Origin of the sequence: Bradyrhizobium sp. CCBAU 11386 (assembly GCF_028128955.1) — a bacterium.
Classification (GTDB): domain Bacteria; phylum Pseudomonadota; class Alphaproteobacteria; order Rhizobiales; family Xanthobacteraceae; genus Bradyrhizobium.
On sequence record NZ_LBKA01000254.1, the window covers coordinates 144,099 to 168,633 of the forward strand.

Genomic DNA, 24,535 nt, shown 5'->3' on the forward strand with positions numbered 1-24,535 from the left:
GCGTTTGTCAAAGTTCACCCTGCCGGTCCGGCTCGCTCTCCTGGTCGCGGGAACGATGTTGCCGCTGATCGTCTTCGCCGTTGGCATCGCCGTCTACAATTACAAGCAGGACCGCAGCGACGCGACCCGCCGCGTGCTCGAGAACGTGCGCAGCATGCGCCTGGTGCTGGATTCCGAGGTGCAGCGGATGACCGGCGGCTTGCAGGTGCTCGCGCTGACGAACTCGCTGCGCAACGACGACTTCCCGAACTTTCGCCGCATCGCGCTCGGCTTCCTCGACCAGTATGGCAAGGGCGGCCTGGTGCTGATCTCCGACCGCAAGGGCCGGCTGCTGTTCTCCTCGGCGATGGAGGACACCGCGAGCCTGCCGCCGCGCGGCAATCTGGAGATCGTCGAGAAGGTGTTTGCGACCAGGGCGCCGCAATATTCCGACCTGCTCACCGGCGCGCTCAACGGGCGACAGGTTCTCACTGTCGAAGTGCCGGTGTTTCGCAACGGCGAGGTGATCTACGACCTCTGCTTCAGCCCGCCGGTCAGCATCTTTCAGGATCTGGTGGAGAAGCAGCGCCCGGACCGGAAATGGACGGTAACCCTGCTCGATGCCAAGGGCATCGTGTTCGCGCGCGTGCCGAACCCCAGCGAGACGTTCGGCAAGCGTGCTTCGCCGTCGCTTTACGCCGAGATGTTCCGCAGCAACGAGGCGGCGCTTCCGACCGTGTCGCTCGACGGCGTCGCGTTCGCCGCCGCCTACACCCGTTCCCGGCTGACCGGCTGGACCGTGGCTGCCGGCGTCGCCGAGAGTTCGCTGATCGCCCCGCTCTGGCGCAACATCGCCATCACCAGCCTGATCGGCGGCATCCTGCTGCTGACCGGCCTCACCTTTGCGGTCCGCATGGCGACGACGATCGCACGCGGCGAGATGCTGCACGGTCTGCTGATCGAGGAGCTCAACCACCGCGTCAAGAACACGCTGGCCTTGATGCAGGCGATCGCGGTGCAGACCTTCCGCAGCGCGAGCCGCGAGGAGCAGGCCAAGTTCGAGGGCCGCCTCGGCGCGCTCGCCGAGGCGCACAATCTGCTCAGCCAGGAGAAATGGGCCGGCTCGGAACTGAAGGACGTGATCGCGCGCGCGATCCAGCCGTTCCTGCCCAACGCGCCCGAGCGCATCCGGATGAACGGTCCCGCGGTGCCGCTGTCGCCGCGGCTTGCCGTGGTGCTGTCGATGATCGTACACGAGATCGCCACCAACGCCGCGAAATACGGCGCGCTGTCCAACGAGACCGGCCGGGTGATCCTGGAGTGGGAGGTCATTGCCGACACACCGAAGCCGCGGCTGCGGCTGATCTGGACCGAGATCGGCGGACCGCCGGTGACGGCGCCGGTGCGGCGCGGCTTCGGCTCGCGCCTGATCGAGCGCAGTGCCCGCGACCAGCTCGGCGGCGAGGCAACCGTCGATTTCCTGCCGCGCGGCGTGGTCTGCACGGTGACCTGCACGCTGGACGAGGCGCGGTGAATCCAACCGGATGATCATCACCATTGCCGGATTTGCTCGTTAGAACGACAGCCATGTGACGGCCTGCCGTATCTTTTGTCATAAGACGTCTTTCGCAAGATCTCCGTTCAATACCTCGACAACTCGGCGCCGCCCGTCGTGCGTTTCCGAAAACGCGCGCCTGCCCGGAGCAGGATCGGACAAAGCATGGCCGCTTCAGGAAAGACGCCATGCCCTCGCGCACATAGAACACGCGCCGACCCGTACAAATACGGGCCCTGATTTGAAACCAGAGGCAATCAGGAGAAGCCACACAATGACCGGGAACACTGCACTCATGCGCAATCGCTCGCACAGGAGCCTGCCACCCGTACCTGGCGAACAGCCCGACGATGGCGCGGCGCACGAGCGGCGCGCTGCGGATGCGGAGATGGCGCGGGTGCTCAGGACCGAACCGACACGCATGGCATTGGACTCCTCCGGCGCCGGCATCGCCCACTGGAAACATGATCCATTGCACGACGTCGTGGAGCCCATGAGCCACCATGTGATCATGGCGTACAACGGCGTGATGCAGCGCATGGAGCGGCGGTCGGGAAAATCGGTTGCGATCGGCACGTTTCGTCCCGGCGTCGTGATCATCATTCCGGAGGGATCGAGCTCCCGATGGGATATTCCGAAGCCTGTCGATGTGGTCCAGCTCTATCTTCCGCATGCAACACTGAAGCGCGTTGCCGACGAAGCCGGGACCACCAAGCCGGCCGACCTGCTGGAGCGAACGGCGCATCCTGATCCCATTACGTCCCGACTGCTGTTGAGCGCGGCGGATGCGCTGGGGGGCAACGGAGCCCTGGATACGTTGTTCCGTCATCAGCTGACGGATCTTCTGGCCACGCGCCTGCTGGTCGCCCACACCGGTACGCCAACCACGTTCCAACCGACCATGGGTGGGCTGTCGCCGAAGGTCCTGCTCCGTGCGATCGAACGGTTGCGCTCGGACAGCGATGCGGACGTCTCGCTCGATGCGCTGGCTTCCGATGCCGGCCTCTCGCGCTTTCACTTCTGCCGTGCCTTCAAGGAAAGCACCGGGCTCTCGCCGCATGCCTGGCTGCGCCAGCACCGGCTCGAGCAGGCCATGAACATGCTGCGAGACAGCGACGAATCGGTGGTCTCGATCGCCGCGGCGCTCGGCTATTCCTCGCAGACCGCCTTCGCCGCGGCGTTCAAGAAGCTGATGGGAGAAACGCCGAGCGATTGGCGCAGGCGCATGCGTTAGCAGCAATCTCTCGACAGGGACGGCAATCGCTCTGGGGCAGTCGGATATCTGGTTCGCTAAACATCTCGGCATCGCACCACGACGCGGACGGAGACGAACGATGGACTGGAAACACCTTGCAATCGCACCGCGACGGAAAGCCATCGCGACGGCGCTGCTGTACGGACTCTCACTGACCGTGCGTTTCACCTCGCCAACAGCCGAAGAAGCGCCGGTACAGGCCGCGCAAAGCGCCAGTCCCGCGACGTCGATCCTGATCAATCAGACCTGGCTGAGGAAACCCATGGTGCCCGTGGCTCTGCGCGGCTGGCCATTGGGCGCGAGAAGCTGCCAGGCGGCCTGTGATGGCCCTGCGCTGCTGTCCTCACTGCCGAACTGCGCCGCGCCGTAACGGTCCTGCGGCCTCCGTTTCACCTCTTCGCGTCATCGCCGATCGCAACAGGCTCCGCCGACACCAGCGGCGGCGACGATGCACGCGCGTCCCGAACGAACCAAACCCAGGAGTTAAACCACATGCGACTGCTCATCATCGGCGCCGGCTTCGCCGGCATGTACGCCGCCCTCTCCTCCGCCCGCCTGCGCGACATCCACGGCGTTTCGCCTGACGATCTCGAAATCGCCCTGATCGCACCGGAGCCGACGCTGGTGGTCCGCCCGCGGCTCTACGAGCCGAAGCCGGAAACCCTGACGGCACCGCTGCTCGATGTCCTCAGGGCGATCGACGTCGACTACATCCAGGGCAGCGCCGAGACGATCGACACCAGGGCGCAGACGGTGCAGGTCACCACTCCCAAGGGCACGCCAAAGACCCTGTCCTACGACCGCCTGGTGGTCGCCACCGGCAGCCGGCTGTTCCGTCCCAACATTCCGGGCCTTGCCGAGCACGGCTTCAGCGTCGACTCGCTCGATGACGCCATCGCGCTCGACAGGCATCTGCACGGTCTCGCCGACCGGCCGGCCGTGAACGGACGCGACACGGTCGTCGTCGCCGGCGGCGGCTTCACCGGCATCGAGGCGGCAACCGAGCTGCCCGCGCGCCTGCGCGACATCTTCGGCAAGGATTCCAGGACGCGCGTGATCATCGTCGAGCGCAACGGCGCGATCGCGCCCGACATGGGCGAAGGCCCCCGCCCGCTCATCGAGGACGCGCTGCGCAAGCTCGGCGTGGAGACCCGGCTCGGGGCCGGCGTCGCCTCGCTCGACAAATCCGGCGTGACGCTGTCGACCGGCGAACACATCGAAACCGAGACGGTGGTCTGGGCGGCCGGCATCCGCGCCGCGCCATTGACCGCGCAGATTCCCGCCGAGCGCGACAATTTCGGCCGGCTGCTGGTGGATCGCGATCTGCGCGTGCCTGCCGTCGCCGGCGTCTTCGCCACCGGAGATGCCGCCCGCGCCGCATGCGATGACGAGGGCAATTACGCGCTGATGTCATGCCAGCACGCCACGCGCATGGGCGCCTTTGCCGGCAACAATGCCGCCGCCGAACTGCTGGGCGTTCCGACCAGGCCGTATCACCAGAAGGCCTACGTCACCTGCCTCGACCTCGGCGAAGCCGGCGCGCTGTTCACGCGCGGCTGGGAGCGCAAGGTCGAGATGGTCGGCGACGTCGCCAAGAAGACCAAGCAGGAGATCAACACGGTCTGGATCTATCCGCCGAAGGCCGAGCGCGCCGCGGCGCTCGCGTCGGCCGATCCGGAACGTGTGACCGACCTCTAGACGCACGAGGCGATGACGGCCGCGCTCTCCTGGCTACGCGGCACGCTCAACCAAGACCAGCCAGAACCAAGACCAACCACCTTTCCATGAAACAGGAGACAAACATGAACCTGCACAACACCTCATATCCCGTGTCATCGGGCCCCGAAGAGCTCGTTCCGTCGCGCTACGCGCTGAAGATCGGCGAGATCGACGTGCTGGTGGTCAGCGACGGCGTGCTGCCGCTGCCGACCACCATGCTGGCCCACAATGCCGCCCCGGCCGAACGTGCGGCCTGGCTGCACGACATGTTCCTGCCACAGGATGCTTTCGACTGGGCGCTGAACGCGGTCATGGTCCGCAGCGGCGGCAAGACCATCCTCATCGACGCTGGACTGGGGTCCGACCCGAACTTGCACCTGCCGCGAGCCGGACAGTTGATCAAGCGACTGGAGGCCGCCGGCATCGATCTGGCGTCCGTGACCGACCTGGTGCTGACCCATCTGCACATGGACCACATTGGCGGGCTGCTCATCGACGGCGTGAAGCAGCGGCTGCGCAAGGATCTGCGCATCCACGTGGCGGCCGCTGAGGTCAAGTTCTGGGAGGCGCCCGATTTCTCCCACACCAACATGCCGCAGGGCTTCCCGGACGCGCTTCGCGCGACCGCCAAGCGGTTCGTGAGCGAGTACGGCAGTCAGTTGCGGCAGTTCGATGAGACGCACGAGATTGCGCCCGGCGTCATCGCCCGTCGCACCGGCGGTCACACCCCCGGACACAGCGTGGTCCGCATAGCGTCCGGCGGCGAGGCGTTGACCTTCGCCGGCGACGCCGTGTTTGCCGTCGGGTTCGAGCAACCCGAATGGTACAACGGCTTCGAGCACGATCCCGAGGAGGCGGCGCGCGTTCGTATCCGCCTCCTGCGACAGCTTGCCGAAACCGGCGAGATGCTGGTCGCCACTCACCTGCCGTTCCCGTCGGTCGGCCGGGTGGCGGTCGACGGCGATGCCTTCCGTTGGGTGCCGGTGTTCTGGGACTACTGACCGCCTATTGAGTTAGGCCGAACCGGGGCGCGTGCTCATGCTGCTGATGAGCGCGCGCCCTGATTCAATCAGCCCAGTATGGCCTCCATCCACCGACCCGGATATAGCGAGAAGCCAATGAACCATGTGCTTGGAGCATCGCAAGGATGACCTGTGCAAGTCCCGCACTCATTATCTTCGATTCAGACGGCGTCCTGGTCGATAGTGAGATCATTGCGCTGACCGTCCTGGTCCGGACAGCATCTGAGGAAGGCGTAGCGATCAGCGTGGAAGACGCGATACGTTCGTTCCGAGGGCTGAAGATGACGGAATGCGTGCGCGAAATAGAGCGCCGGTTAGGCCGCAGCGTTCGAGACACTTTCGTCGCCGACGTTCGGCGGGAAACCGCGCTGGCTTTTGATGCCGAACTGAAGCCTGTCGAAGGAATCCATGCAGCGTTGGCTGAAATCACCGTTCCGGTTTGCGTGGCGTCCAACGGACCTATGTCGAAACTCACGCATGCACTCGGACTGACGAAACTGCTAGGGCACTTCGAAGGACGCATCTTTAGTGCGTATGAGGTTGGTTCGTGGAAGCCGGACCCCGGCCTGTTTCTGCATGCTGCGCAGACATTGGGAGCTCACCCCTCACGTTGCGTGGTTGTTGAGGACTCGCTGTCCGGGATTCACGCAGCAAAGGCCGCAGGAATGAGGGTCCTCGGTTTTACCGCAGGTGATCCGGAAATCGAGCGAGAGTTAGCAACTGTCTGCGACGACCTCTTTCATCGAATGAGCCACCTTCCGGCCTTGCTGCGTATGGAATGATTGCAGCACTCCCAATCCACACGCTCTACCCGAACGTCTGCAACGCCGGAAACGTCTCGAGCAGCCAGATGCTCACATTCGAAACGGCGCCGGTGAGAAAGCCGATGCCGGTGATCACCATCAACACGCCCATGGCGCGCTCGACATTGACGAGATGGCCCTTCATGCGCGCGAATAGCGCGGAGAACTGCTCGATCATCAGGGCGGCGATCAGGAAGGGAATGCCGAGGCCCGCGGAATAGACCGCGAGCAGCCCTGCGCCCTTGGTCACCGTGGCTTCGGCTGCGGCGATCGAGAGGATCGCAGCGAGGATCGGGCCGATGCAGGGCGTCCAGCCGAAGGCGAAGGCGAGGCCCATGATGTAGGCGCCCCACGGGCCGACGGGTTTCGGGATCGGCATCCGGCCCTCGCGCATCAACAGGCCGATGCGCGTCAGGCCGAGGAAATGCAGGCCCATTACGATGATGACGAGGCCGGCGAGGATCGACAGCTCCGCCGACCAGGCCCGGATCAGCCCACCGATCAGCGAGGCGCTGGCGCCGAGCGCCACGAACACGGTGGAGAAGCCGAGCACGAACAGAAGCGCCGACATCATGATCGCGCGCTTGGAGGCCGATGCCGGCTCGTCGCTCTCGACATGCTCGATCGTCGCGCCCGTGAGATAGATCAGGTAGGGCGGGACCAGCGGCAGGACGCAAGGGGAGAGGAAGCTGACGAGGCCGGCAATCAGGGCCGCCGGGATCGAAACATTTTGCATGATGCAGTCGGAGCCATCTCAGGCGCCGGCGCGGCGCGCGGGAAATGCGCGCGGCCCGGAGCACCGGCTCTGGTGTAGCCGATGCCGGAAAATGCGCAACAGAGGCGCACAAAACCAGGGCTCCTCCCGATGCCGTCCGCAATCACAGATGCGGCATCGGGACGCGCACAAACCTCGCCAAAAAGCGAGACTCGGCGGCGCGGCTACTTCACCACGCGGAGCAGCGGACGCCGGGGCTGGTCCTGCGTCTGCTTGGAGGGGGGTGGCGGTTCGCTTGCAGCGCTCCGCAGCATTTCGTCGCACAATGCCTTGAGATCGGCACTGTCAATTCCCTTGAGTTTCATCCGCACGTCCAGGATGACGATGGACAGCAGCTCGGCCGACTCACGGCTGTTGATCTCGTTGAGAACCCTGCGGCACTCCTCGAGCGTTTCGAGCACCGACTGCAACTGTTCGTCTGAATGCGACACCGGCGTTCTTTCCGTTAATTCGGCCTGTGAGACGTGTTTGTGACGACCCCTTTGGCCCCCATGGAGAACCAAGGATAGCACGAGGCCGTTGCGCCTCTGAACATGATTTCAGTGTGTTTCTGCGTTGAAACTGCGGTTCCGGCGAACATCGCCCCGCTACGCCATCGGCCATCGTCGAAACGACGAAGGGTAGAACGCACGATGCGCCGTGATTGATCCGTCCCGAAGGGCGGCAACGCCGCTCTCGCAAGGAAATCCATTGCGGACAGCGCCGACAATCCCGCAGCCATTTCGCGGCTCGCAACGGAACTCACGCCACACCCCTCATTCGGGCGAAAGTTTGCCCGATTCCCAGCTCTTGGCCGCACTCGGATACCACCCACGGGTAGTAAGGATGACGTTCAAAACTCGTCACTCCGCAACCCGCCGTGGTTGTGGTTTCCGCCAGATTCTGCCAGTTTAACGACCTGAAGGGAATTGTATGCACTCCTTGGCGGAAAGGGGCGTTCCATTGGAAGAACGCCCAAAGACAAATCTCAGCGGCCTCTCGGATTGGGATGCCGCCCGCATTTTCCTTGAAGTCGTCCGGTGCGGAAGTTTCCGCTCGGCGGCCGAACGCCTGTCGCTGTCGATCAACGCCGTCCGCCGGCGGATCGACGATTTCGAGCGCCAGACCGGCACCACCCTTTTCACCCGCGACGTCCACGGCACCCACCTGACTGACGAGGGCACGGTGGTGGTCGCCGCCGTCGAACGAATGGAGGCCGCAGCATTCGACGTGCTGCGCACCAGCGATTCGACGGCCAACGTCCTGTCCGGCGAGGTCCGCGTCGCCGTGACCGAGGGCCTCGGGACGTTCTGGCTCGCCCCGCGCCTGGTCGAATTCCAGCAGGCCTATCCGAAGATTCTGGTCGACCTGCATTGCGCGATGCGTTCCGCAGACGTCTCCCGCCACGAGGCTGACGTCGCGATCCACCTGTCGCGTCCCTCCGCGCTCGACGTCAAGCTGGTGCGGCTCGGCCGCATGCATCTGATGTTCTGGGCCTCCGAGAAATACATCGCAAGACATGGCGCGCCGCGCACGGCAATGGAATTGATCAAGCACCGCCTGGTGCTGCAATTCGCCGACCAGCTCGCCGCCAAGGAAACTTTCGAGAGCTTCTTCCCAGGCGTTCCGGAACGTGACCTTCTGGTCATGAAGACCAACGTCTCAAGCGCCAACTACTGGGCTGTCGCGAATGGCGCCGGAATCGGCGTATTCCCGAGCTACGCCGTTGCGCTTGGCGGGAAGTTGATTCCACTGGAGGTCGAGCTGAACAAACCGCTGGATATCTGGTTGTCCTACCATCCCGGTAGCGGCCGGATTCCGCGTGTACGGCACATGATTGACTGGCTGATCGAAGCCTTCAATCCGGCTCGCTTCCCGTGGTTTAAGGAAGAGTTCGTGCACCCGCATGAATTCAAGGACTCGTATATGGGCGAACCCCTGACCCAGCTCTTCGGGGGATTTTCAACCGAAGAACGGTGAGAACGAACATGAAAACAGCGGCGAAGAGAATGAAGCAGCGCAGTGCCGGCAAGCCGGACATCGAGCTTGGCAAGCGGATCCGTCTGCGGCGCGTCGAGATGAAGATCTCGCAGGCCGAGCTGGGCGAGAAGCTCGGCGTCAGCTTCCAGCAGGTTCAGAAGTACGAGAAGGGCGTCAATCGCGTCGGCGCGGCTCGGCTTCAGCAGATCGCCACCGCCCTCGACGTGCCCGTGACCTTCTTCTACGACGGCGACAACAAGGCGCGCGAAGTCGAGAGCCTGCTGTTCCTCGATTCGGCCTTCAGCCTCCGCCTGCTGCGCGCCTACAGCAAGATCAAGGACCAGACGGTGCAGCGTCAGCTCGTCTCGCTGATGGAATCGATCGCGGCGAACGAAGCCTGATCCATCTCGGCGGTCTGGCCTTCAAGGCCGACGTTCAATCCACCGCGTCACGGGGGCGCGGCCGGATTGAACGAGGCCTGCTGGATCAGATTCCTGGATCAGATTTGGCTTGCGCGCCGTCCGCGCGCGGCATTCGGGGCGGCCTGACCGCCCTTTTTTTTGGCCTTTTTCTTGATCTTTTTCTTCATCTTTTCCCCGCCCTCGCCTGCGGTTTTCGCGAACCCATCCCCACCCTGCCGCGACCCAATCGAGAGACTCCGCACTGGACGCACGGAGTTTTCGATTGCCGTGCTTAATGGGACCTCAACGTTGGTGCCCTAGCTTCCCGCCGATTTTGCCAATCGGCGCCCGCGGCGCGGCGACCGGGAAATTGCCAATGCGAGCGCCCGTCCGGGCCTCGTCCTCAGGGGAAGAACAAGACAGATGTCGAAGCGCCATGCCGTGATCATTGCCATGGGCCTCCTCGCCAGCGCTTCCGCGCTTGCGCAGACCGAGACCACGGGCCAGGCCGGACCCAAGCCGGCGACGTCGGGCGGCACCGTGCCGGCCGCCGCCAATCCGGCCCACGCGGCCGCGCCGAAAACCGCCGCGTCGACGTCGGCGTCAACGCCGGAAAGCCGCTCGGCCGCGGCGCTCGCGATGACGCACGAGCCGACCTATGACGAGGGCTCAGCCCAGCGCATCAAGGACGCGGCGCTCAGCTATTCCGATCTCGCGGTGCGCGGCGGCTGGCCGACCATCCCCGCGGACGCCAAATTCGCGCTCGGCGTCCAGGGTGCCAGCGACGAGCTGCTGCGCAAGCGGCTGATCATCTCCGGCGACCTTTCCGCCGACAAGGCGAGCGGCGCCTTCGACCAGGATCTCGCGGACGCGGTGAAGCGTTTCCAGGCCCGCCACGGGCTGGCGCCGACCGGCATGGTGACGCCGCGCACGCTCGCGGCGATGAACGTCTCCGTGCAGAAGCGCATCCAGCAACTGGAGGCTTCGCTCCAGCGGCTCGAGAACATGAATTTCGGCTTCGGCCAGCGCTATGTCGTGGTCAACATCCCCGCGGCCTTCGCCGAAGCGGTCGAGAACGACGTCGTGGTGCGGCGCTATCGCGTCATCGTCGGCAAGACCGAAAAGCCCTCGCCGACCCTGACGGCCCAGATCACCAGCGTCGTCCTCAATCCGACCTGGACGGTGCCGTCCTCGATCGCCAGGACCGAAATCTCCGCGCATATGCGCAAGGACCCGACCTACCTGTCGCGCATGCACATGGAGGTGCTCGACGCCCACGACAATCCGATCGATCCGCATTCGGTCGACTGGTCGGGCACGCACACGCCGAACTTCACCGTGCGCCAGCACAACGGCACCTTCAACGCGCTCGGCGCGGTGAAGATCGACATGCCGAACGCCTATTCGGTCTACATGCACGACACCAACCAGCGCAATCTGTTCAGCGACGACTACCGCTTCGATTCACACGGCTGCTCGCGCGTCGACAATGTGCGCGATCTCGCCGCCTGGCTGCTCAAGGACCAGCCGAAGTGGAGCCGCGCCGCGATCGACGCGGAGATCGCCAGCGGTCAGCACCTCGACGTCGCCATGGCCAGGAAGGTGCCGGTGGCCTGGATCTATCTCACGGGGTGGATGACCAAGGACCAGACCGTCCAGTTCCGCAACGACGTCTATCATCAGGACGAGCAGTTGCTGGAGGCGACCGCCGAAGAGGCGGCGTTTTTCAGCAATGCCGGCAGCCATGCGCTGACCGCGCACATGACGCGCTAGAATTGGCGCTGTAGCCGCGCCATGCAATCGCGGCACAGGCGGATGCAGAGCCCCTCGCCTCGCCGCGGTTGACCCGGACCTCGGCCCGGCCGCACATTGCGCCTCGCAAATGACAAGCGAGCGCGCGATGCCCGACATTTCCAATGAAACTCCTTTCGCCGACGGCAAGATCCTCAAGCACGCCGCTGACGGCGTCGGCGTGATCACCTTCAACAATCCCGACAAGCGCAATGCGATGTCGCTGGAGATGTGGGAGGGATTTGGCGAGGCACTGACGGCCTTGCGCGACGACGACGCGGCGCGCGTCGTGATCCTGCGCGGCGCCGGCGGCAAGGCGTTCGTATCCGGCGCCGACATCAGCCAGTTCGAGAAGACGCGCCACAACGCCGCGGCGTCCGAGGAATATGCCAGGCGCAGCGCCGCCCAGCGCGCGCTGCTCGCCGACTATCCCAAGCCGACGATCGCCTGCATCCAGGGCTTCTGTCTCGGCGGCGGCATGCAGGTCGCGATGCTCGCCGACATCCGCATCGCCGCGCATGACAGCCAGTTCGGCATTCCCGCAGCAAGGCTCGGCATCGCCTATGGCTATGACGGATTGCGGCACCTGGTGTCGCTGGTCGGCCCGTCCTGGGCGCGGCTGCTGATGTACACCGGCATGCGCATCGATTCCGCGGAAGCGCTGCGCATTGGCCTCGTCGAGCGCGTGATCCCGGATGATCAGCTCTGGGGCGAGACCATGGCGATCGCCGAGACGATCTCGCACAACGCCCCGCTCGCGATCAAGGCCGCCAAGATCACCATCGCGCAGGTCCTGAAGGACGAAAGCGGGCGCGACATGGACGCGATCAAGGCGATCGGCCATGCCTGCATGGACTCTGCGGATTTTCGCGAGGGCCGGCAGGCCTTCATGGAGAAGCGCAAGCCACAGTTTCAGGGGCGCTGAAGCTGAACCGGCATTCAGGAAGATTAAATTCCTCTGGCCCCCGCACCGCGATAGCAACCAATTGATCCGTCGCAAGTTCTTCCGCCACCAACGAGGGAGATTGCGATGAAACTCAAGTTTGCTGTTCTTGGTCTGGCTGCCCTGGGCAGCGCCGCGCTCGCGTCAGGGCCAGCGCTCGCGGCGATGCCGAACGGCATTCCGCAGGCCGATCGCGTCGCAAGCGGCCTGGCCGCTGACGTCGATCAGGTGCGTATGGTCTGTAATCAGTGGGGCCGCTGCTGGTGGCGCCCGAACTACTATGGCGCCTACGGCTATTACGGCGGCCCGCGCCGGTACTATGGCGGCCCGCGCCCATGGGGCTGGGGTCATCACCACCATTGGCGCCGCTGGTGAATCACGAAGGGGCCGAGAGGCCCCTTTTTCTTTGCGCGTTGTGTTGTCGCCCGGCGCACAATGCGCTCCCTCTTCCCGCAAGCGGGGTGAGGTGAGGTGACCCCGCCCTTCGATGGCTTGTCAGAGCGCCCCCAGCACCGCCTTCGTGATATCAGCCGTGCCGTTGCTGCCGCCGAACTCCATCGGCTTGATGCCGCCGGCATAGACCTGGTCCACCGCGCGCTCGATCGTCTCGCCGGCTTCTGCCGCGCTCTCGACGCCGTGCTTGTCGGCGAGCCAGTCCAGCATCATCGCGGCCGACAGGATCATGCCGGTCGGATTGGCCTTGCCCTGTCCCATGATGTCGGGCGCGGTGCCGTGGCAGGGCTGGAACACGGCGTATTTGTCGCCGATGTCAGCCGACGGCGCCATGCCGAGGCCGCCGATCAGGCTCGCGGTGATGTCGGAGACGATGTCGCCGAACATGTTCTCCATCACCATCACATCGAAATCCCAGGGCCGCTTCACCAGCATCGCCGAGCAGGCATCGACATAGAGCCGGTCGGTCTTCACCTCCGGATGCTTCTTCTCGATCTCGTCGAAGATGCCGCGGAAGAAAGCAAAGGCCTTGAACACGTTCGCCTTGTCGACGCAGGTGAGCATCCCCGGCTTGCCGCGCGCCTTGCGGCGTTCGGCGAGGCGAAACGAGAACTCGAACAGGCGCTCGGAGGTCCGGCGCGTGATCACCATGGTCTCGCGCGCGTCCTCATGGGTGACGACGCCCTTGCCCATCGAGGCGAACAGGCCCTCGGTGGATTCGCGGATCACGACGAGATCGATGCCGCGCTTGTCGGCGCCGACGATCGGGCTCGGCACGCCCGGAATGAGCCGCGCCGGCCGCACGCCGGCATAGAGATCGAAGATGAAGCGCAGTTCGATCTGCGGCGCGATCTCGGTATTATCGGGGTAGCGCACCGACGGCAGGCCGCAGGCCCCGAGCAGGATCGCATCCGCCTCCTCGCACAGCTTGATCGTGCTCTCCGGCATCGACTTGCCGGTGGCGAGATAATTGGTGGCGCCGGCCGGCGCCTCGGTGAAGCGGAAGCGCAAATCCGATTTCTGTTCGATCTTGCGCAGCACTTCGATCGCCGGCGCCATGACTTCAGGACCGATGCCGTCACCGGCGAGCACGGCAATGTGGAAGGCGTTGTTTGCGGACATTTGTTCCTACTCTCTCCACCGTCATGCCCGGGCTTGTCCCGGGCATCCACGTCTCGATACCAACTCCGAGGCCAGACGTGGATGGCCGGGTCAAGCCCGGCCATGACGACCAACAAGCTATAGATACTACGGCGTCAGCACGGTGCGCCCGACCACCGCGCCCTGCTGCAACTGCACCAGCGCGTCGTTGGCCTTGGCGAGCGGCTGACGCGTCACCGGGATCGGCGGCACGTTCTTCGTTCGCACGAGGTCGAGCAGCTCCTGCGTCTCGCGCAAATTGCCGACATAGCTGCCCTGGATCGTCACCGCCTTGATCGGAATCAGCGGCAGCGCCCAGGTCGCGCCGCCGCCGAACAGGCCGACGATGACGAGCTTGCCGCCCTTGGTCAGGCAATCGAAGCCGAGCTGCGTCGTCGCGGCGTTGCCGACGAGGTCGATCACGGCGCGGATCGGGCCGCCCGCCTTCTTCGCAAGTTGCTCCAGCGCGTCCGGCGCCTTGGGATCGACGGTCGCGAGCGCCCCGGCCTTTTCCGCGGCCTCGCGCTTCCGGGCGTCGATGTCGACCATGATCGCGCCCTTGCCGCCCATGGCTTTCAACAGCGACAGCGCCATCAGGCCGAGGCCGCCGGCGCCGAACATCACGATCGGCGTGTCGAAATGCTGCTCGACCTTCTTCAGCGCGCTGTAGGTGGTGACGCCCGAGCAGGCATAGGGCGCGGTGGTCGCCGGATCGAGCCCCTTGAGGTTCAGCAGATAGCGCGGATGCGGCACCAGCATGTGATCGGCATAACCACCGTCGCAATAGACGCCGAGCGAGCGCGGCGTCAGGCACATGTTCTCGTCGCCGCCAAGGCAGGTCGCACACTTGCCGCAACCGATCCAGGGATAGACCAGGCCGACATCGCCGAGCCTGAGATCGCCCTGGTCGGTCGGCTTCACGTCAGGACCGAAAGCCAGGATTTCACCGACCGTCTCGTGGCCCATGGTCAGCGGCAGATTGATGCCGCGGTCCTTCAGCGACAGCGGCTTGCGGCCATGGCCGAGATCGTAACCGCCTTCCCAGATGTGGAGGTCGCTGTGGCAGACGCCGGCGGCCTTCACCTTGATCAGCACCTGCGTGCCCGACGGCTGCGGCGTGGCCTCGTCGAACTCCTGCAACGGCGCCTTGAAATCGGCGACCTTGAAACTCTTCATCGGCGTCCTCCCGCATGCTTCTTGTTGTCGCGCCACCATGCCATGGCCGGCGAGGCGAGACAAACGCGCACCTGTCTAGTTTACGCCGGCCGATGGTGGCAAGCCGGCCGCGCGCAAGGCCGCATTGCTCGCCGCACCGAGCCCTCCGTCACCCTTGCACGGCCGTTTTGCCTGACGGAATTGACGCAACATCGGCGAGGCCAATCTCGTCGCGCAGCGCGTCCGTGTGCTCGCCGAGCGCGGCCATCGTCTTGGCCGGCGTCGTGTCGGCACCCGACATCCGGAACGGCAGGTTGAGAACCTGGAACGAACCGCCCTCATCTTCCACCGACGAGAGCGCCTGCCGGTGCGCGAGCTGCGGATCGGCCAGTGCCTCGGATACGGTGCGATAGGCCGAGGCCGGCACGCCGGCCGCGCCGAGCGCGACGAGGCATGCCTCCGTCGGGAGCTGCCGCGACCAGGCCTCGACGCCGTCCATCATGTCGGCCCAGTTCTCGCGGCGCGCGGCGTAGGCGGAGAAGCGCGGATCGGGGATCCAGTCGGGGCGGCCGATCACGCCCATCAATCCCTGAAACGTCTTTTCGCTTGCGACCGTGATCATGACATAGCCATTGGCCGTCTCGGTCGGCCCGAACATCGGGCGCGGCGGCGGCTTCACCGCAAATTGCGAGCTCTGCAATTCGATTACCGTCAGCGTCAGCATCGACTCCAGCATGGAGACGTCGATGTGCTGGCCGAGGCCGGTCACCGTGCGCTGATACAGCGCGGAGGCTATCGCACCAAAACCGTAGGTGCCGGTGACGACGTCGGCGTGGTAGATGCCGCAATAATCAGGACGGTTGCGGCCGGGCTGGTAGGCAAGATGCGCCATGTCGTAGCCGGAGGCCGCGTGGATCACCGGCGCATAGGCCGGCAGCTCGGCCGAGGGGCCGGTCTGGCCGTAGCCAGAGATCGAGCAGTAGATCAGCTTCGGATTGACCGGACGCATTCTGTCGTAGTCGAGCCGCAGCCGGTGCATCACGCCGGGGCGGAAGTTCTCGACCAGGATGTCGGCGGTTGCGGCCAGCCGGCGGACCGCCTCCCTGCCGTCCTCGGACTTGAGGTCGAGCACGACGCTCTTCTTGCCGACATTGAGCTGGCCGAATACGGTGCTGTACCCCTTGCGCAGCGGCGGCCGGGTCCGCATCGTCTCGCCGCCGTCGGTCTCGATCTTGATGACCTCGGCGCCCATGTCGGCGAGCATCCGCGTGCAGTGGGGACCGGCGATGGTGGTCGAAAAATCCAGCACCCTGAGTCCGGCGAAGGCCTTTGTCGTCGTCCTCTCATGCTTATCTGCTAGCTGCATGCGTGCTGCGTCTCCTTGGCGTATCCTGGGAACAATCAATGTTCTCTGTTGTTGGTGCGCTCGACCGTAGAGGGCGGCGGCTGAGTAGGAAAGTGTTTACCGGACGGAGGCGCTCCGCAGGCGTGCTTGGGAATTCCGGGGCAATTGGACCCGTTCTTGCATAGCAGCAAACTGGATCGGCAAGGGGCAACTGTTCTTGAGGGTCTTGTTCGTTACGACAGAGATGGACGACTTCGTCCGCGTCGGCGGACTTGGAGCCGTTTCCGCTGCCCTCCCCAGAGCCCTTCGCCCCTTTGCCGATATCCGGATCATGTTGCCCGGCTATCGCGACATCATCGAGCAACTCACGCACATTCAGATCGTTGGCCGCTGCCCGTCGTTTGCGGATATGCCGGCCTGCTCGCTCGGCCGGGCCGCGACCAAGGACGGCCTGCCGGTCTACGTGCTGCTGTGCTCGCAACTCTACGACCGGCCCGGCAATCCCTATGGCGACGAGTCCGGGCGTGACTGGCCGGACAACGACATCCGCTTCGCGCGCTTTGCCTCGGCAGCCGCTGAGCTGGCCATGGGCAAGCTGGACAAGAATTGGGCAGCAGACCTGATCCATGCCAATGACTGGCAGGCCTCGCTCGTGCCGGCCTATCTCGCCTGGCGCGGCGCCAAGCTGCCGTCGATCCTGACCATTCACAACCTCGCCTATCAGGGTCTCTTTCCGAAGGACTCGCTGCGGCGGATCGGCGCACCGGAGAGCGCCTTCCACATCGACGGCCTCGAATTCTACGACCAGGTCTCCTTCCTCAAGGCCGGGCTGGTCTACGCCTCGCATCTCACCACCGTCAGCGGCACCTATGCGCGCGAGATCACCACCGCCGAGTTCGGCTGCGGCCTGGAGGGTCTGCTCCGCCTGCGCTCGGACGCCGCCGAGCTGACCGGCATCCTCAACGGCATCGACGAGAGCTGGGACCCGCGCTCCTGCGCGCAGCTCGCCCAGCAATTCGGCGCCGGCGACTGGATCGGCAAGAAGGCCAATGCGGACTACGTGCGCAAGCAGTTCGGGCTTGCGGTGTCGCGCGGCCCGATGTTCGGCATCGTCGCGCGGCTCGTGCACCAGAAGGGCATCGACCTCGTGCTGTCCGCGGCCGACGAGATCATCGATGCCGGCGGGCAGATCGTGGTCACCGGCTCCGGCGAGCCGGCGCTCGAGCAGGCGCTGATCGACGCGCATCGCCGCCGCCCCGACGCCATCGGCGTTACGATCGGCTTCAACGACGCCCAGGCGCGGCGCATCTTCGCCGGCAGCGACTTCACCCTGATGCCGTCGCGCTTCGAGCCATGCGGCCTCAGCCAGATGTACGCGCAGCGCTTCGGCTCGCTGCCGATCGGGCACCAGACCGGCGGCCTGGCCGAGACCATCACCGACGGCGAGACCGGCTTCTTGTTCTCAAGACCCTCGCACGAATCCTTCCTCGGCGGCGTCCGCCGGGCCTTCGAGGCCTTCATGGCGCAGGACCAGCTCGACTCCATGCGCCGCAGCGCCATGGGACGGTCGTTCTCCTGGAGCATCTCCGCCGGCAGCTACAGCGCGCTGTACCGGAAGCTGGCAGCGGTGTGAGGCGCGACGGCGCTTCCACATCCTCCGTCATTGCGAGCGCCTCGTCCGCCGAAGCTCAAAGAGCGAAGGCGGAAGTGAAGCAATGACAGTGCGGAGGGTCGTACCGGACTCTATCTCCCGTCACCCCCGCGCAACGGCGGAGCCGTTGTCGCTGGAGGAGGCCGCTTCTTCAGCGGCCCTCGAAGGGCGACGGCCCGGCTGCAGCAGCGGGGCCGTGCATCCTTCGAGGCTCGCCGCACAGTGCAAAGGCACTGCGCAACTCGCACCTCAGGATGACGGGGCTAGAGCTTCGCTATGTTTGCAATGACGGCGCAGAAGGTGTGGCCTCACTCGTCTCTCGTGCCCCGGACGCAGCGCAGCGCGTCGCCCTTGCGACGTGGTGCGCTGCAGAGCCGGGGCCCATGCCGCACAGGAAACCCGGCGCTTCTGGGTCCCGGCTCTGCGCTACAACGCTCGCGCGTTGCAGCTTGTCCGGGACACGTGGGAGCATTTAGCGACGCTGGTCCATCTGCGGCCGTCCGATCCAGGCCCTGTTGAGACACCGCGTCATCCAGTCGGGCCGCGGCTGGCCACGCAGCCGGGCCTGCGCTTCCTGGTACGGACCGACATCGCGCAGCCGGTCGGGCAATCTCGGATAGACCCGCCGAATCCATTTCAAAGCGTTGTCGGCAGCTCTGACATCCCGCGCATCGAGCTCAAAACCGAAGCCTGCGCGCAATCGCTCCGGCAGCAGGCTTGCCGTGAGCGCACGATACCATCCCGGCGGACGCAACCACGGACGCGCGCCGTTGAAGATTTGTGTCGCGATCTCGCGCGCGGCCGGACTGACAGTCAATGTCTCCGACTGCGCCATCGCTGCGGTGTAAGCGGCAAAGCCGGACCAGTCCGCCGGCAAATCGCCCCCGGTCAATCCGAACAAGGCGCCGAACATCCGGCTCTCGGCCCAGTAGCGCTCGCGCTCCTCCGCCGAGAGCTGCGGCAGAACGAGGTCATGCGCCATCAGCGCAGTCTCGACCAGCGTCGCATGCACCCAGCGCAACGACGGAATGTCGTTGGCACAGTAGCGCGAGCCGGCCGCGAAGGGGCCGACGGTCTCGGGCATCTCGCCGACGATCATGCTGTGGCGCCGGTGCAACTGCCGGGACGACAGCAAGGCTCGGTCGAGCGATCCGAACACCATGGCAAAGACGATGTCGAAGGTGCGATGGAAGCGGCCGATCGGATCGGCCAACGTCCGCGAGTGCTCGGCGATGGCGGCAGCGACCCAGGGATGCGCCAGTTGCAGCAGCAGCGCGCGGCCGGCGCCGAGGAAGATGACGGCTTCCCGGTCGATCTGCCAGGTCACCGAGGCCGGACCGAACACGCCGGGGACCGGCCCCGCAGCGTCAGCGCGGACCTGATCGAGCGCCGCCTCCAGATCTTTCTCAACGACCAATTGCGAGCCTCGCGAAGAAGACGCCGCGACAATAGCCCAGACAGCGCGCTCGTGATATCGTCACGGCCCAAACAAATGACGGACAAGGCAGCTACTCCGCCGCGATCGGCATCTCGTCCATATGCTCGTGCAGCACCACGCCGGCGAGCGGATCGAATTCGCCGATCCACGGCTTTCGTGCGAGCACGGACCTCGTGTGGGCGTAGCCCGCATGCCAGCGCCGCGTAATGCCTGATGGGCTGAAGTCGATGTCCTTGGTATGGGTCTCGCGGTCGAGCTGCGGCGCCAGCAGCCGCACGACGTGCATGCGGGTCGGACAGCCGTAGCTCACTAGCTCCCTCACCGCGGGATCGCTGCGCTCGCTCTCGGGCAGACGCGCGGCGAGCTGGTTGATGACGTGGCGCAGGCGATGGGCCTGCTGCTGGCGGACGATCTGGCTCGCGATCCGACTGGAATACATCACGTCCTTGTGCCGGTTCAGCACCTCCGCCATCGTGGTTGGCTCGGCGCCGACCGGATTCCACAGATGCACGGAGAAAATCAGCGAATCCCTGCGTGGATTGTCGTCGAACACCGCTTCCGTCGGCGTGTTCGAGAGGATGCCGCCGTCCCAATAGAGCTCGCCGTCGATGCGCACCGCCGGGAAGGCCGGCGGCAATGCGCCCGAGGCCATGACATGTTTCACCGTCAGTTCGCCGTCGCGGCTGTCGAAATAGCGCATTTCGCTGGTGCCGACATGGGCCGCACCGACCGTCAGGCGCGGCGCGCAGCGATTGGCGAGGTCGAAATCGACCAGCTCGCTCAGCGTCTTCTCGAGCGGCGCGGTCGAATAGAAACCGGCGTGATCGGCGCCCAGCGGATAGGAATCCCCGGCATGCGCCAGCGGGTTGGGCCGGAAGAAACCGGCAATGCCGTGGGTCACGGTCGACCAATAGGCGAGCTTCTCGTTGAAGTCGGGAAACGCAGCGCGCCAATTCCAGACCGGGTTCTGCTCCATCCGCTTCCAGAACTCCTTCAGGCGCGCGAGCCGATGCTCCGGCGCGTTGCCCGCAATGAGGCTCGCATTGATGGCGCCGATCGAGGTGCCGATGATCCAGTCCGGCTCGATGCCGACCTCGTGCAGCGCCTGGTAGACGCCGGCCTGGTAGGAGCCAAGCGCGCCGCCGCCCTGAAGCACGAGGACGACTTGACCCGGCAGGTCCATACTCTTTCGTTGCCCGTTGTCCTGCATGCCGTTCATGTCTCGCTCCTGTCGAGCCTATGGTTATCATTCGTCAGGCGTAAGGCTATTGTTACGTCTTGCCATTCTCCGCGATTGTGGGGTCTTTTGGAAATGCCGCTTGGCTTCCGAAACCATACGCACGCGCTATCGCGGCCAGGATATCATTCCCTGTTCCGATCGGTTAGATTTCCGGCCGATCCTGCCGGGAGCCGATCCATGGAAATGCACCAGGTCCGCTATTTCCTCGCGGTGGCGCAGCTCTTGAATTTCACGCGCGCCGCCGAGGAATGCAACGTGACACAGCCCTCGCTGACACGCGCGATCAAGCAGCTCGAGGCCGAGCTCGGCGGCGACCTGTTCCGCCGCGAACGGCCGGCGGCGCAACTGACCGAGCTCGGCCAGCGCATGCATCCGCTGCTGAAGCAGTGCTATGACGCCGCCGCCGGTGCGCGCTCGCTCGCCTCCTCGTTCAGGAGCGGTGAGGTCGGCGCGCTCCGCGTTGCGCTGACGCATTCGATCGACCTCGCGCTGCTCATCCCCCATCTCAACGAGGTCAGGCGGCAGTTCAACCGGCTCGAATTCCGCTTCCTGCGCGGGACGAACCGCGAGGTCGGCGACTTCCTGAAGAAGGGCGAAGCCGAGCTGGGCATCGCCGCCGAGATCGACGAGGCCTGGGATCGGCTCGACGTCTGGCCGCTGTTCACCGAGGCGTTCGATCTCATTGTCAACAGGGAGCACCGGCTTGCCGAGCACGACACGATCGAGCCGGACGACCTGCGCGCGGAACAATTGCTCGGCCGCAGCTATTGCGAGCATTCCAAGCGCATCGCCGCGAGCCTGCGCGAGCACGGCATCGATGTCGATCACGGCCACGAGATTTCGAGCGAACGCGACCTGATCGAACTGGTGGAGGCCGATATCGGCATCGCCATGATGCCCCACACCTCGCCCGTGCCGGAGAGCCTGAAACGCGCTGCGGTCGCCGGCCTCGATGCCCGCCGCACCGTCAACCTCTATGGCGTCGCCGGCCGCCAGCGCACGGCGGTGGCCAATGCCGTGATGCGCATGTTGCGCGGTGCGGACTGGCGGGCGATTGCGGGGTAGCTCCGCGAGGCGAGTTTCAGCGCTCGCGGCTTGCGTCTTCGAGGGCTTTGAGCAGATCGTCGATTTCCATGCGCTTGCGGAAATCGGGATCGACGAAGCGGGCCTTGACGATGCCGTCGCGGCCGACCACGAACACCGCCGGGATCGGCAGCATCCAGCCGTCATTGCCGTGGAATTTTGCCATGTCCTGATAGGACAACAGGCCCTGGATCTCGGCGCCGAGCCAGATCGCAAGATTGAGCGACAGCGCATAGCCATTGTCGAGATCGGTCAGAATCGGAAATGGCGCACCGGAATCAGCCTTGAGCTGCCGGGTGTATTCCTGCGTCTCCGGCATGATCGCAACGATCTGCGCGCCCATCGCCTCGACGCGGTCCTGCGCCTGGACCACGGCGCGGACATTGAGCCGGCAATAGGGACACCAGTGTCCGCGGAAGAACATCACCGCGACGGGGCCTTGCGCCAAAAGCGCGGGCAGCGTCACGAGATGCCCGCCCTCGTCAGGCAGCATGAATGGCGGCATCGTATCGCCCGGACGCGGTGCGCTCTCGCCGCCGCCGTTCCCGTTCAATCGCGCCACCAGGCGATCGACCGCCTCACCATAGGCCGGAAACACCCGGCGGCTTGCGTCGGCATACGCCCGGAGCTGCTCGTTCAGCGTTCCCTCCATCTCGCGGCAGCGCTGGAAGGCAAGCCTGAGCTGCTCGGCGTCAGCTGGTGAGAGAGACGTCATCTTCCGCTCCGGCGTTCAAAGGACGAATATTAGGTTCCTGGTCCGGCCGCCCGCAAGGGGCGGCCGTCGCCAATCGGGCGCCCCACCATCGGACGCCGGATATCCCGAAAGCGGAAATGCCGATGCCCAATCGGTTCGATAGCCGCCGCGCATCAACATAGCGCGGGGCTATCGCACCGAAAGCGAAACGGCATTTCAGGACGGGTTCGCTCTCGACGAAGCTCCAGCCATAGCCGGCGACCAGCGAGGTTGCGGCCAACAGAGGAGACTTCCCCATGTCTAGGCATCACATATTGTCGCGCGTGGTCTGGCCCGGCCTTGCCGTTCTCGGCATGCTGACCTTTGCGGCGCAGCCGACCCTCGCGGGCGAATGCCCCGCCGACAAGATGAAGCCCAATGCGCACCAGATGGTCGATTACAAGCCGGTCGGCGTCACCGACGTCACTCTCGGCGCCATCGACCTCGGCAAGCAGCCGGCGCATATCGAGGGCCGCGAGCTGCGCTTCCGCAAGCTCACCATCGAGCCTGGCGGCATCGTGCCCTGGCACAGCCACGACGATCGCCCTGCCCTGATCTTCGTGCAGCAGGGCGAGATCGTCGAATACGCCTCCAACTGCGTCGACCCGATCGTGCACAAGGCCGGCGACATCCGCCCCGAGGTGTTCGGCACCTCGCACTGGTGGAAGAACCTCGGCAAGGAGACGGTCATTCTCTATGTCGGCGACGTCCGCAGGGACCCCAACGACCATCACATGTAACGGGCGCCCTGAGTGAGCCGTCATTCCGGGGCGCGAAGCGAACTATGGTGCGCGGTTGCGCACCCGAGAATCTCGAGATTCCGGGTCTGGTGCTCCGGGCCGCGCTTTGCGCGTCCCATCCGCACCAGCCCGGAATGACCAGTCAGAGGGAGGCATGCCATGACCGGTCTTTCCGCGTCGATCAAACCGGCCGTGACGACGATGGATGAGCATTCCCCGGGCCTTGCGCTTCGTTCGCTCGTCATCGGCCTCACCGCCTTCCTGACCGTCGTCGATCTCTTCGCGACGCAGGCGATCCTACCCTCGCTGACGCGCCATTACGGCGTCACGCCGGCGGCGATGGGCTTTGCCGTCAACGCCAGCACCTTCGGCATGGCGACGGCTAGCCTTGTCGTCGGCTTCTTCAGCCCGCACATCAACCGGCGGACCGGCATCCTGCTCAGCCTCACGCTGCTGGCGGTCCCCACGAGCCTGCTGGCGACCGCGCCGAACCTTGCGGTCTTCACCGCCTTGCGGATCGCGCAAGGTCTGTGCATGGCATCGGCCTTCGCGCTCACCCTCGCCTATCTCGGCGAACAATGCAGCGCGATGGACGCCGGCGGCGCGTTTGCCGCCTACATCACCGGCAACGTCGCCAGCAATCTCGTCGGCCGGCTGATCTCGGCGGCGGTCGCCGACGGCCTTGGCCTCGCCTGGAATTTCTATTTCTTCGCGGCCCTCAACCTGGCCGGCGCGGCGCTGGTCTATTTCACCGTCAGGCGCGTGCAGCCGATGCATGCCATGACGCCGGCGGGCCCGCCGCTTGTCGCCGTGATCGCGCATTGGCGCAATCCGCGGCTGCGTGCAGCCTACGGCATCGGCTTCTGCATCCTGTTCGCCTTCATCGGCACCTTCACATTCGTCAATTTCGTGCTGGTCCGGCCGCCGCTGTCGCTCGGCATGATGGATCTGGGCCTCGTCTATTTCGTCTTCCTGCCGTCGGTCGTCACGACGTTGCTCGCCGGCAGGGTGGCCTCGCGGCTCGGGACGCGGCCGACGATATGGGGCTCGCTCGCGGTCGCCGGACTGGGCCTGCCGCTGATGCTGGCGCCGCATCTGGGCGAAGTGCTCATCGGCATGGTCCTGGTTGGTGTCGGCACATTCTTCGCGCAGGCGGCCGCGACCGGTTTCGTCGGGCAGGCCGCCACCGACAACCGCGGCGTCGCCAGCGGGACCTATCTTGCCTGTTACTTCTGTGGCGGGCTCGTCGGCACGGCCGTGCTCGGGCGGCTGTTCGACAGCTTCGGCTGGCCCGCCTGCGTCGCCGGTGTCGGCGTGGCCCTCGCGGCCGCAGCCATGCTCACATTCGCCCTGAA

The 24,535-nt window shown here is 65.3% G+C and carries 23 protein-coding genes; 15 read left to right on the top strand and 8 right to left on the bottom strand.

All coding sequences use genetic code 11. The annotated features are described in order from the left end of the window. Nucleotides 1-55: 55 nt before the first annotated feature. The 6 genes from XI09_RS35995 (at nt 56) to XI09_RS36020 (ending at nt 6,312) form a co-directional block, all read left to right on the top strand. Nucleotides 56-1,513, top strand: coding sequence for a sensor histidine kinase (locus XI09_RS35995; RefSeq protein WP_271571137.1), 1,458 nt, complete (start codon nt 56-58; stop codon nt 1,511-1,513). 295 nt (nt 1,514-1,808) lie between these two features. Continuing rightward, nucleotides 1,809-2,768: a helix-turn-helix transcriptional regulator gene (locus XI09_RS36000; protein WP_442869644.1), complete on the top strand. Its 960-nt coding sequence runs from the start codon at nt 1,809-1,811 to the stop codon at nt 2,766-2,768. Between the two features lie 100 nt (nt 2,769-2,868). Beyond that, nucleotides 2,869-3,159, top strand: coding sequence for a hypothetical protein (locus tag XI09_RS36005; RefSeq protein ID WP_271571111.1), 291 nt, complete (start codon nt 2,869-2,871; stop codon nt 3,157-3,159). A gap of 122 nt (nt 3,160-3,281) precedes the next feature. After that, the gene (locus XI09_RS36010) at nt 3,282-4,487 is read left to right on the top strand and encodes an NAD(P)/FAD-dependent oxidoreductase (RefSeq protein ID WP_271571112.1); all 1,206 of its coding nucleotides are present in this window, start codon (nt 3,282-3,284) and stop codon (nt 4,485-4,487) included. A 104-nt stretch (nt 4,488-4,591) separates the two neighbouring features. Then, nucleotides 4,592-5,509 carry an MBL fold metallo-hydrolase gene (locus XI09_RS36015; RefSeq protein WP_271571113.1) on the top strand — a complete coding sequence of 306 codons (918 nt, stop codon included), beginning with the start codon at nt 4,592-4,594 and terminating at the stop codon, nt 5,507-5,509. A gap of 146 nt (nt 5,510-5,655) precedes the next feature. Continuing rightward, the gene (locus tag XI09_RS36020; RefSeq protein ID WP_271571114.1) at nt 5,656-6,312 is read left to right on the top strand and encodes an HAD family hydrolase; all 657 of its coding nucleotides are present in this window, start codon (nt 5,656-5,658) and stop codon (nt 6,310-6,312) included. 25 nt (nt 6,313-6,337) lie between these two features. On the opposite strand, the gene XI09_RS36025 is transcribed toward XI09_RS36020, so the two are convergent. Together XI09_RS36025 and XI09_RS36030 are read right to left on the bottom strand one after the other, a co-directional pair. Further along, entirely contained in the window at nt 6,338-7,069 is a 732-nt protein-coding gene (locus XI09_RS36025) for a cytochrome c biogenesis CcdA family protein (protein WP_271571115.1), read from the bottom strand. Nucleotides 7,070-7,272: 203 nt separating this feature from the next. Continuing rightward, the gene (locus XI09_RS36030; protein ID WP_011085572.1) at nt 7,273-7,539 is read right to left on the bottom strand and encodes a hypothetical protein; all 267 of its coding nucleotides are present in this window, start codon (nt 7,537-7,539) and stop codon (nt 7,273-7,275) included. Between the two features lie 481 nt (nt 7,540-8,020). On the opposite strand from XI09_RS36030, the gene XI09_RS36035 reads away from it, so the two are divergent. The 5 genes from XI09_RS36035 (at nt 8,021) to XI09_RS36055 (ending at nt 12,577) form a co-directional block, all read left to right on the top strand. Then, nucleotides 8,021-9,067 (top strand): LysR family transcriptional regulator, encoded by a 1,047-nt coding sequence (locus XI09_RS36035; protein ID WP_271571116.1) that lies wholly within the window; start codon nt 8,021-8,023, stop codon nt 9,065-9,067. Between the two features lie 29 nt (nt 9,068-9,096). Beyond that, entirely contained in the window at nt 9,097-9,468 is a 372-nt protein-coding gene (locus XI09_RS36040) for a helix-turn-helix domain-containing protein (protein ID WP_014497036.1), read from the top strand. 423 nt (nt 9,469-9,891) lie between these two features. Beyond that, on the top strand, nt 9,892-11,241 hold the full coding sequence (locus XI09_RS36045) for a L,D-transpeptidase family protein (protein ID WP_271571117.1): 1,350 nt from the start codon (nt 9,892-9,894) through the stop codon (nt 11,239-11,241). Between the two features lie 127 nt (nt 11,242-11,368). After that, a complete protein-coding gene (locus XI09_RS36050; protein WP_271571118.1) occupies nt 11,369-12,184 on the top strand; it encodes an enoyl-CoA hydratase in 816 nt (271 codons plus the stop codon). Nucleotides 12,185-12,289: 105 nt separating this feature from the next. Beyond that, nucleotides 12,290-12,577, top strand: a complete 288-nt coding sequence (locus tag XI09_RS36055; protein WP_271571119.1) for a hypothetical protein — start codon at nt 12,290-12,292, stop codon at nt 12,575-12,577. 120 nt (nt 12,578-12,697) lie between these two features. Here the strand turns inward: XI09_RS36055 and XI09_RS36060 are convergent, their stop codons facing one another. From XI09_RS36060 to XI09_RS36070, 3 genes are all read right to left on the bottom strand, one after another. Then, nucleotides 12,698-13,777 carry an isocitrate/isopropylmalate dehydrogenase family protein gene (locus XI09_RS36060; protein WP_271571120.1) on the bottom strand — a complete coding sequence of 360 codons (1,080 nt, stop codon included), beginning with the start codon at nt 13,775-13,777 and terminating at the stop codon, nt 12,698-12,700. Between the two features lie 126 nt (nt 13,778-13,903). Beyond that, nucleotides 13,904-14,971 carry an alcohol dehydrogenase gene (locus tag XI09_RS36065; RefSeq protein ID WP_271571121.1) on the bottom strand — a complete coding sequence of 356 codons (1,068 nt, stop codon included), beginning with the start codon at nt 14,969-14,971 and terminating at the stop codon, nt 13,904-13,906. Nucleotides 14,972-15,119: 148 nt separating this feature from the next. Continuing rightward, the gene (locus XI09_RS36070; RefSeq protein ID WP_271571122.1) at nt 15,120-16,316 is read right to left on the bottom strand and encodes a CaiB/BaiF CoA transferase family protein; all 1,197 of its coding nucleotides are present in this window, start codon (nt 16,314-16,316) and stop codon (nt 15,120-15,122) included. Between the two features lie 196 nt (nt 16,317-16,512). On the opposite strand from XI09_RS36070, the gene glgA reads away from it, so the two are divergent. Next, complete coding sequence (glgA, locus tag XI09_RS36075; protein WP_271571123.1) at nt 16,513-17,928, top strand: glycogen synthase GlgA; 1,416 nt, start codon at nt 16,513-16,515, stop codon at nt 17,926-17,928. A 490-nt stretch (nt 17,929-18,418) separates the two neighbouring features. On the opposite strand, the gene XI09_RS36080 is transcribed toward glgA, so the two are convergent. Together XI09_RS36080 and XI09_RS36085 are read right to left on the bottom strand one after the other, a co-directional pair. Then, the gene (locus XI09_RS36080; protein ID WP_271571124.1) at nt 18,419-19,363 is read right to left on the bottom strand and encodes an oxygenase MpaB family protein; all 945 of its coding nucleotides are present in this window, start codon (nt 19,361-19,363) and stop codon (nt 18,419-18,421) included. Nucleotides 19,364-19,454: 91 nt separating this feature from the next. After that, nucleotides 19,455-20,603 (bottom strand): patatin-like phospholipase family protein, encoded by a 1,149-nt coding sequence (locus XI09_RS36085; protein ID WP_271571125.1) that lies wholly within the window; start codon nt 20,601-20,603, stop codon nt 19,455-19,457. Between the two features lie 198 nt (nt 20,604-20,801). On the opposite strand from XI09_RS36085, the gene XI09_RS36090 reads away from it, so the two are divergent. Next, nucleotides 20,802-21,689, top strand: coding sequence for a LysR family transcriptional regulator (locus XI09_RS36090; RefSeq protein WP_271571126.1), 888 nt, complete (start codon nt 20,802-20,804; stop codon nt 21,687-21,689). 16 nt (nt 21,690-21,705) lie between these two features. Here the strand turns inward: XI09_RS36090 and XI09_RS36095 are convergent, their stop codons facing one another. Further along, a complete protein-coding gene (locus XI09_RS36095) occupies nt 21,706-22,422 on the bottom strand; it encodes a peroxiredoxin-like family protein (RefSeq protein WP_271571127.1) in 717 nt (238 codons plus the stop codon). A gap of 275 nt (nt 22,423-22,697) precedes the next feature. Between XI09_RS36095 and XI09_RS36100 the strand changes: the two genes are divergently transcribed. Further along, nucleotides 22,698-23,180: a cupin domain-containing protein gene (locus XI09_RS36100; protein ID WP_271571128.1), complete on the top strand. Its 483-nt coding sequence runs from the start codon at nt 22,698-22,700 to the stop codon at nt 23,178-23,180. A 159-nt stretch (nt 23,181-23,339) separates the two neighbouring features. Continuing rightward, the coding region (locus tag XI09_RS36105) for an MFS transporter (protein WP_271571129.1) at nt 23,340-24,535 on the top strand (1,196 nt) is incomplete at its 3' end.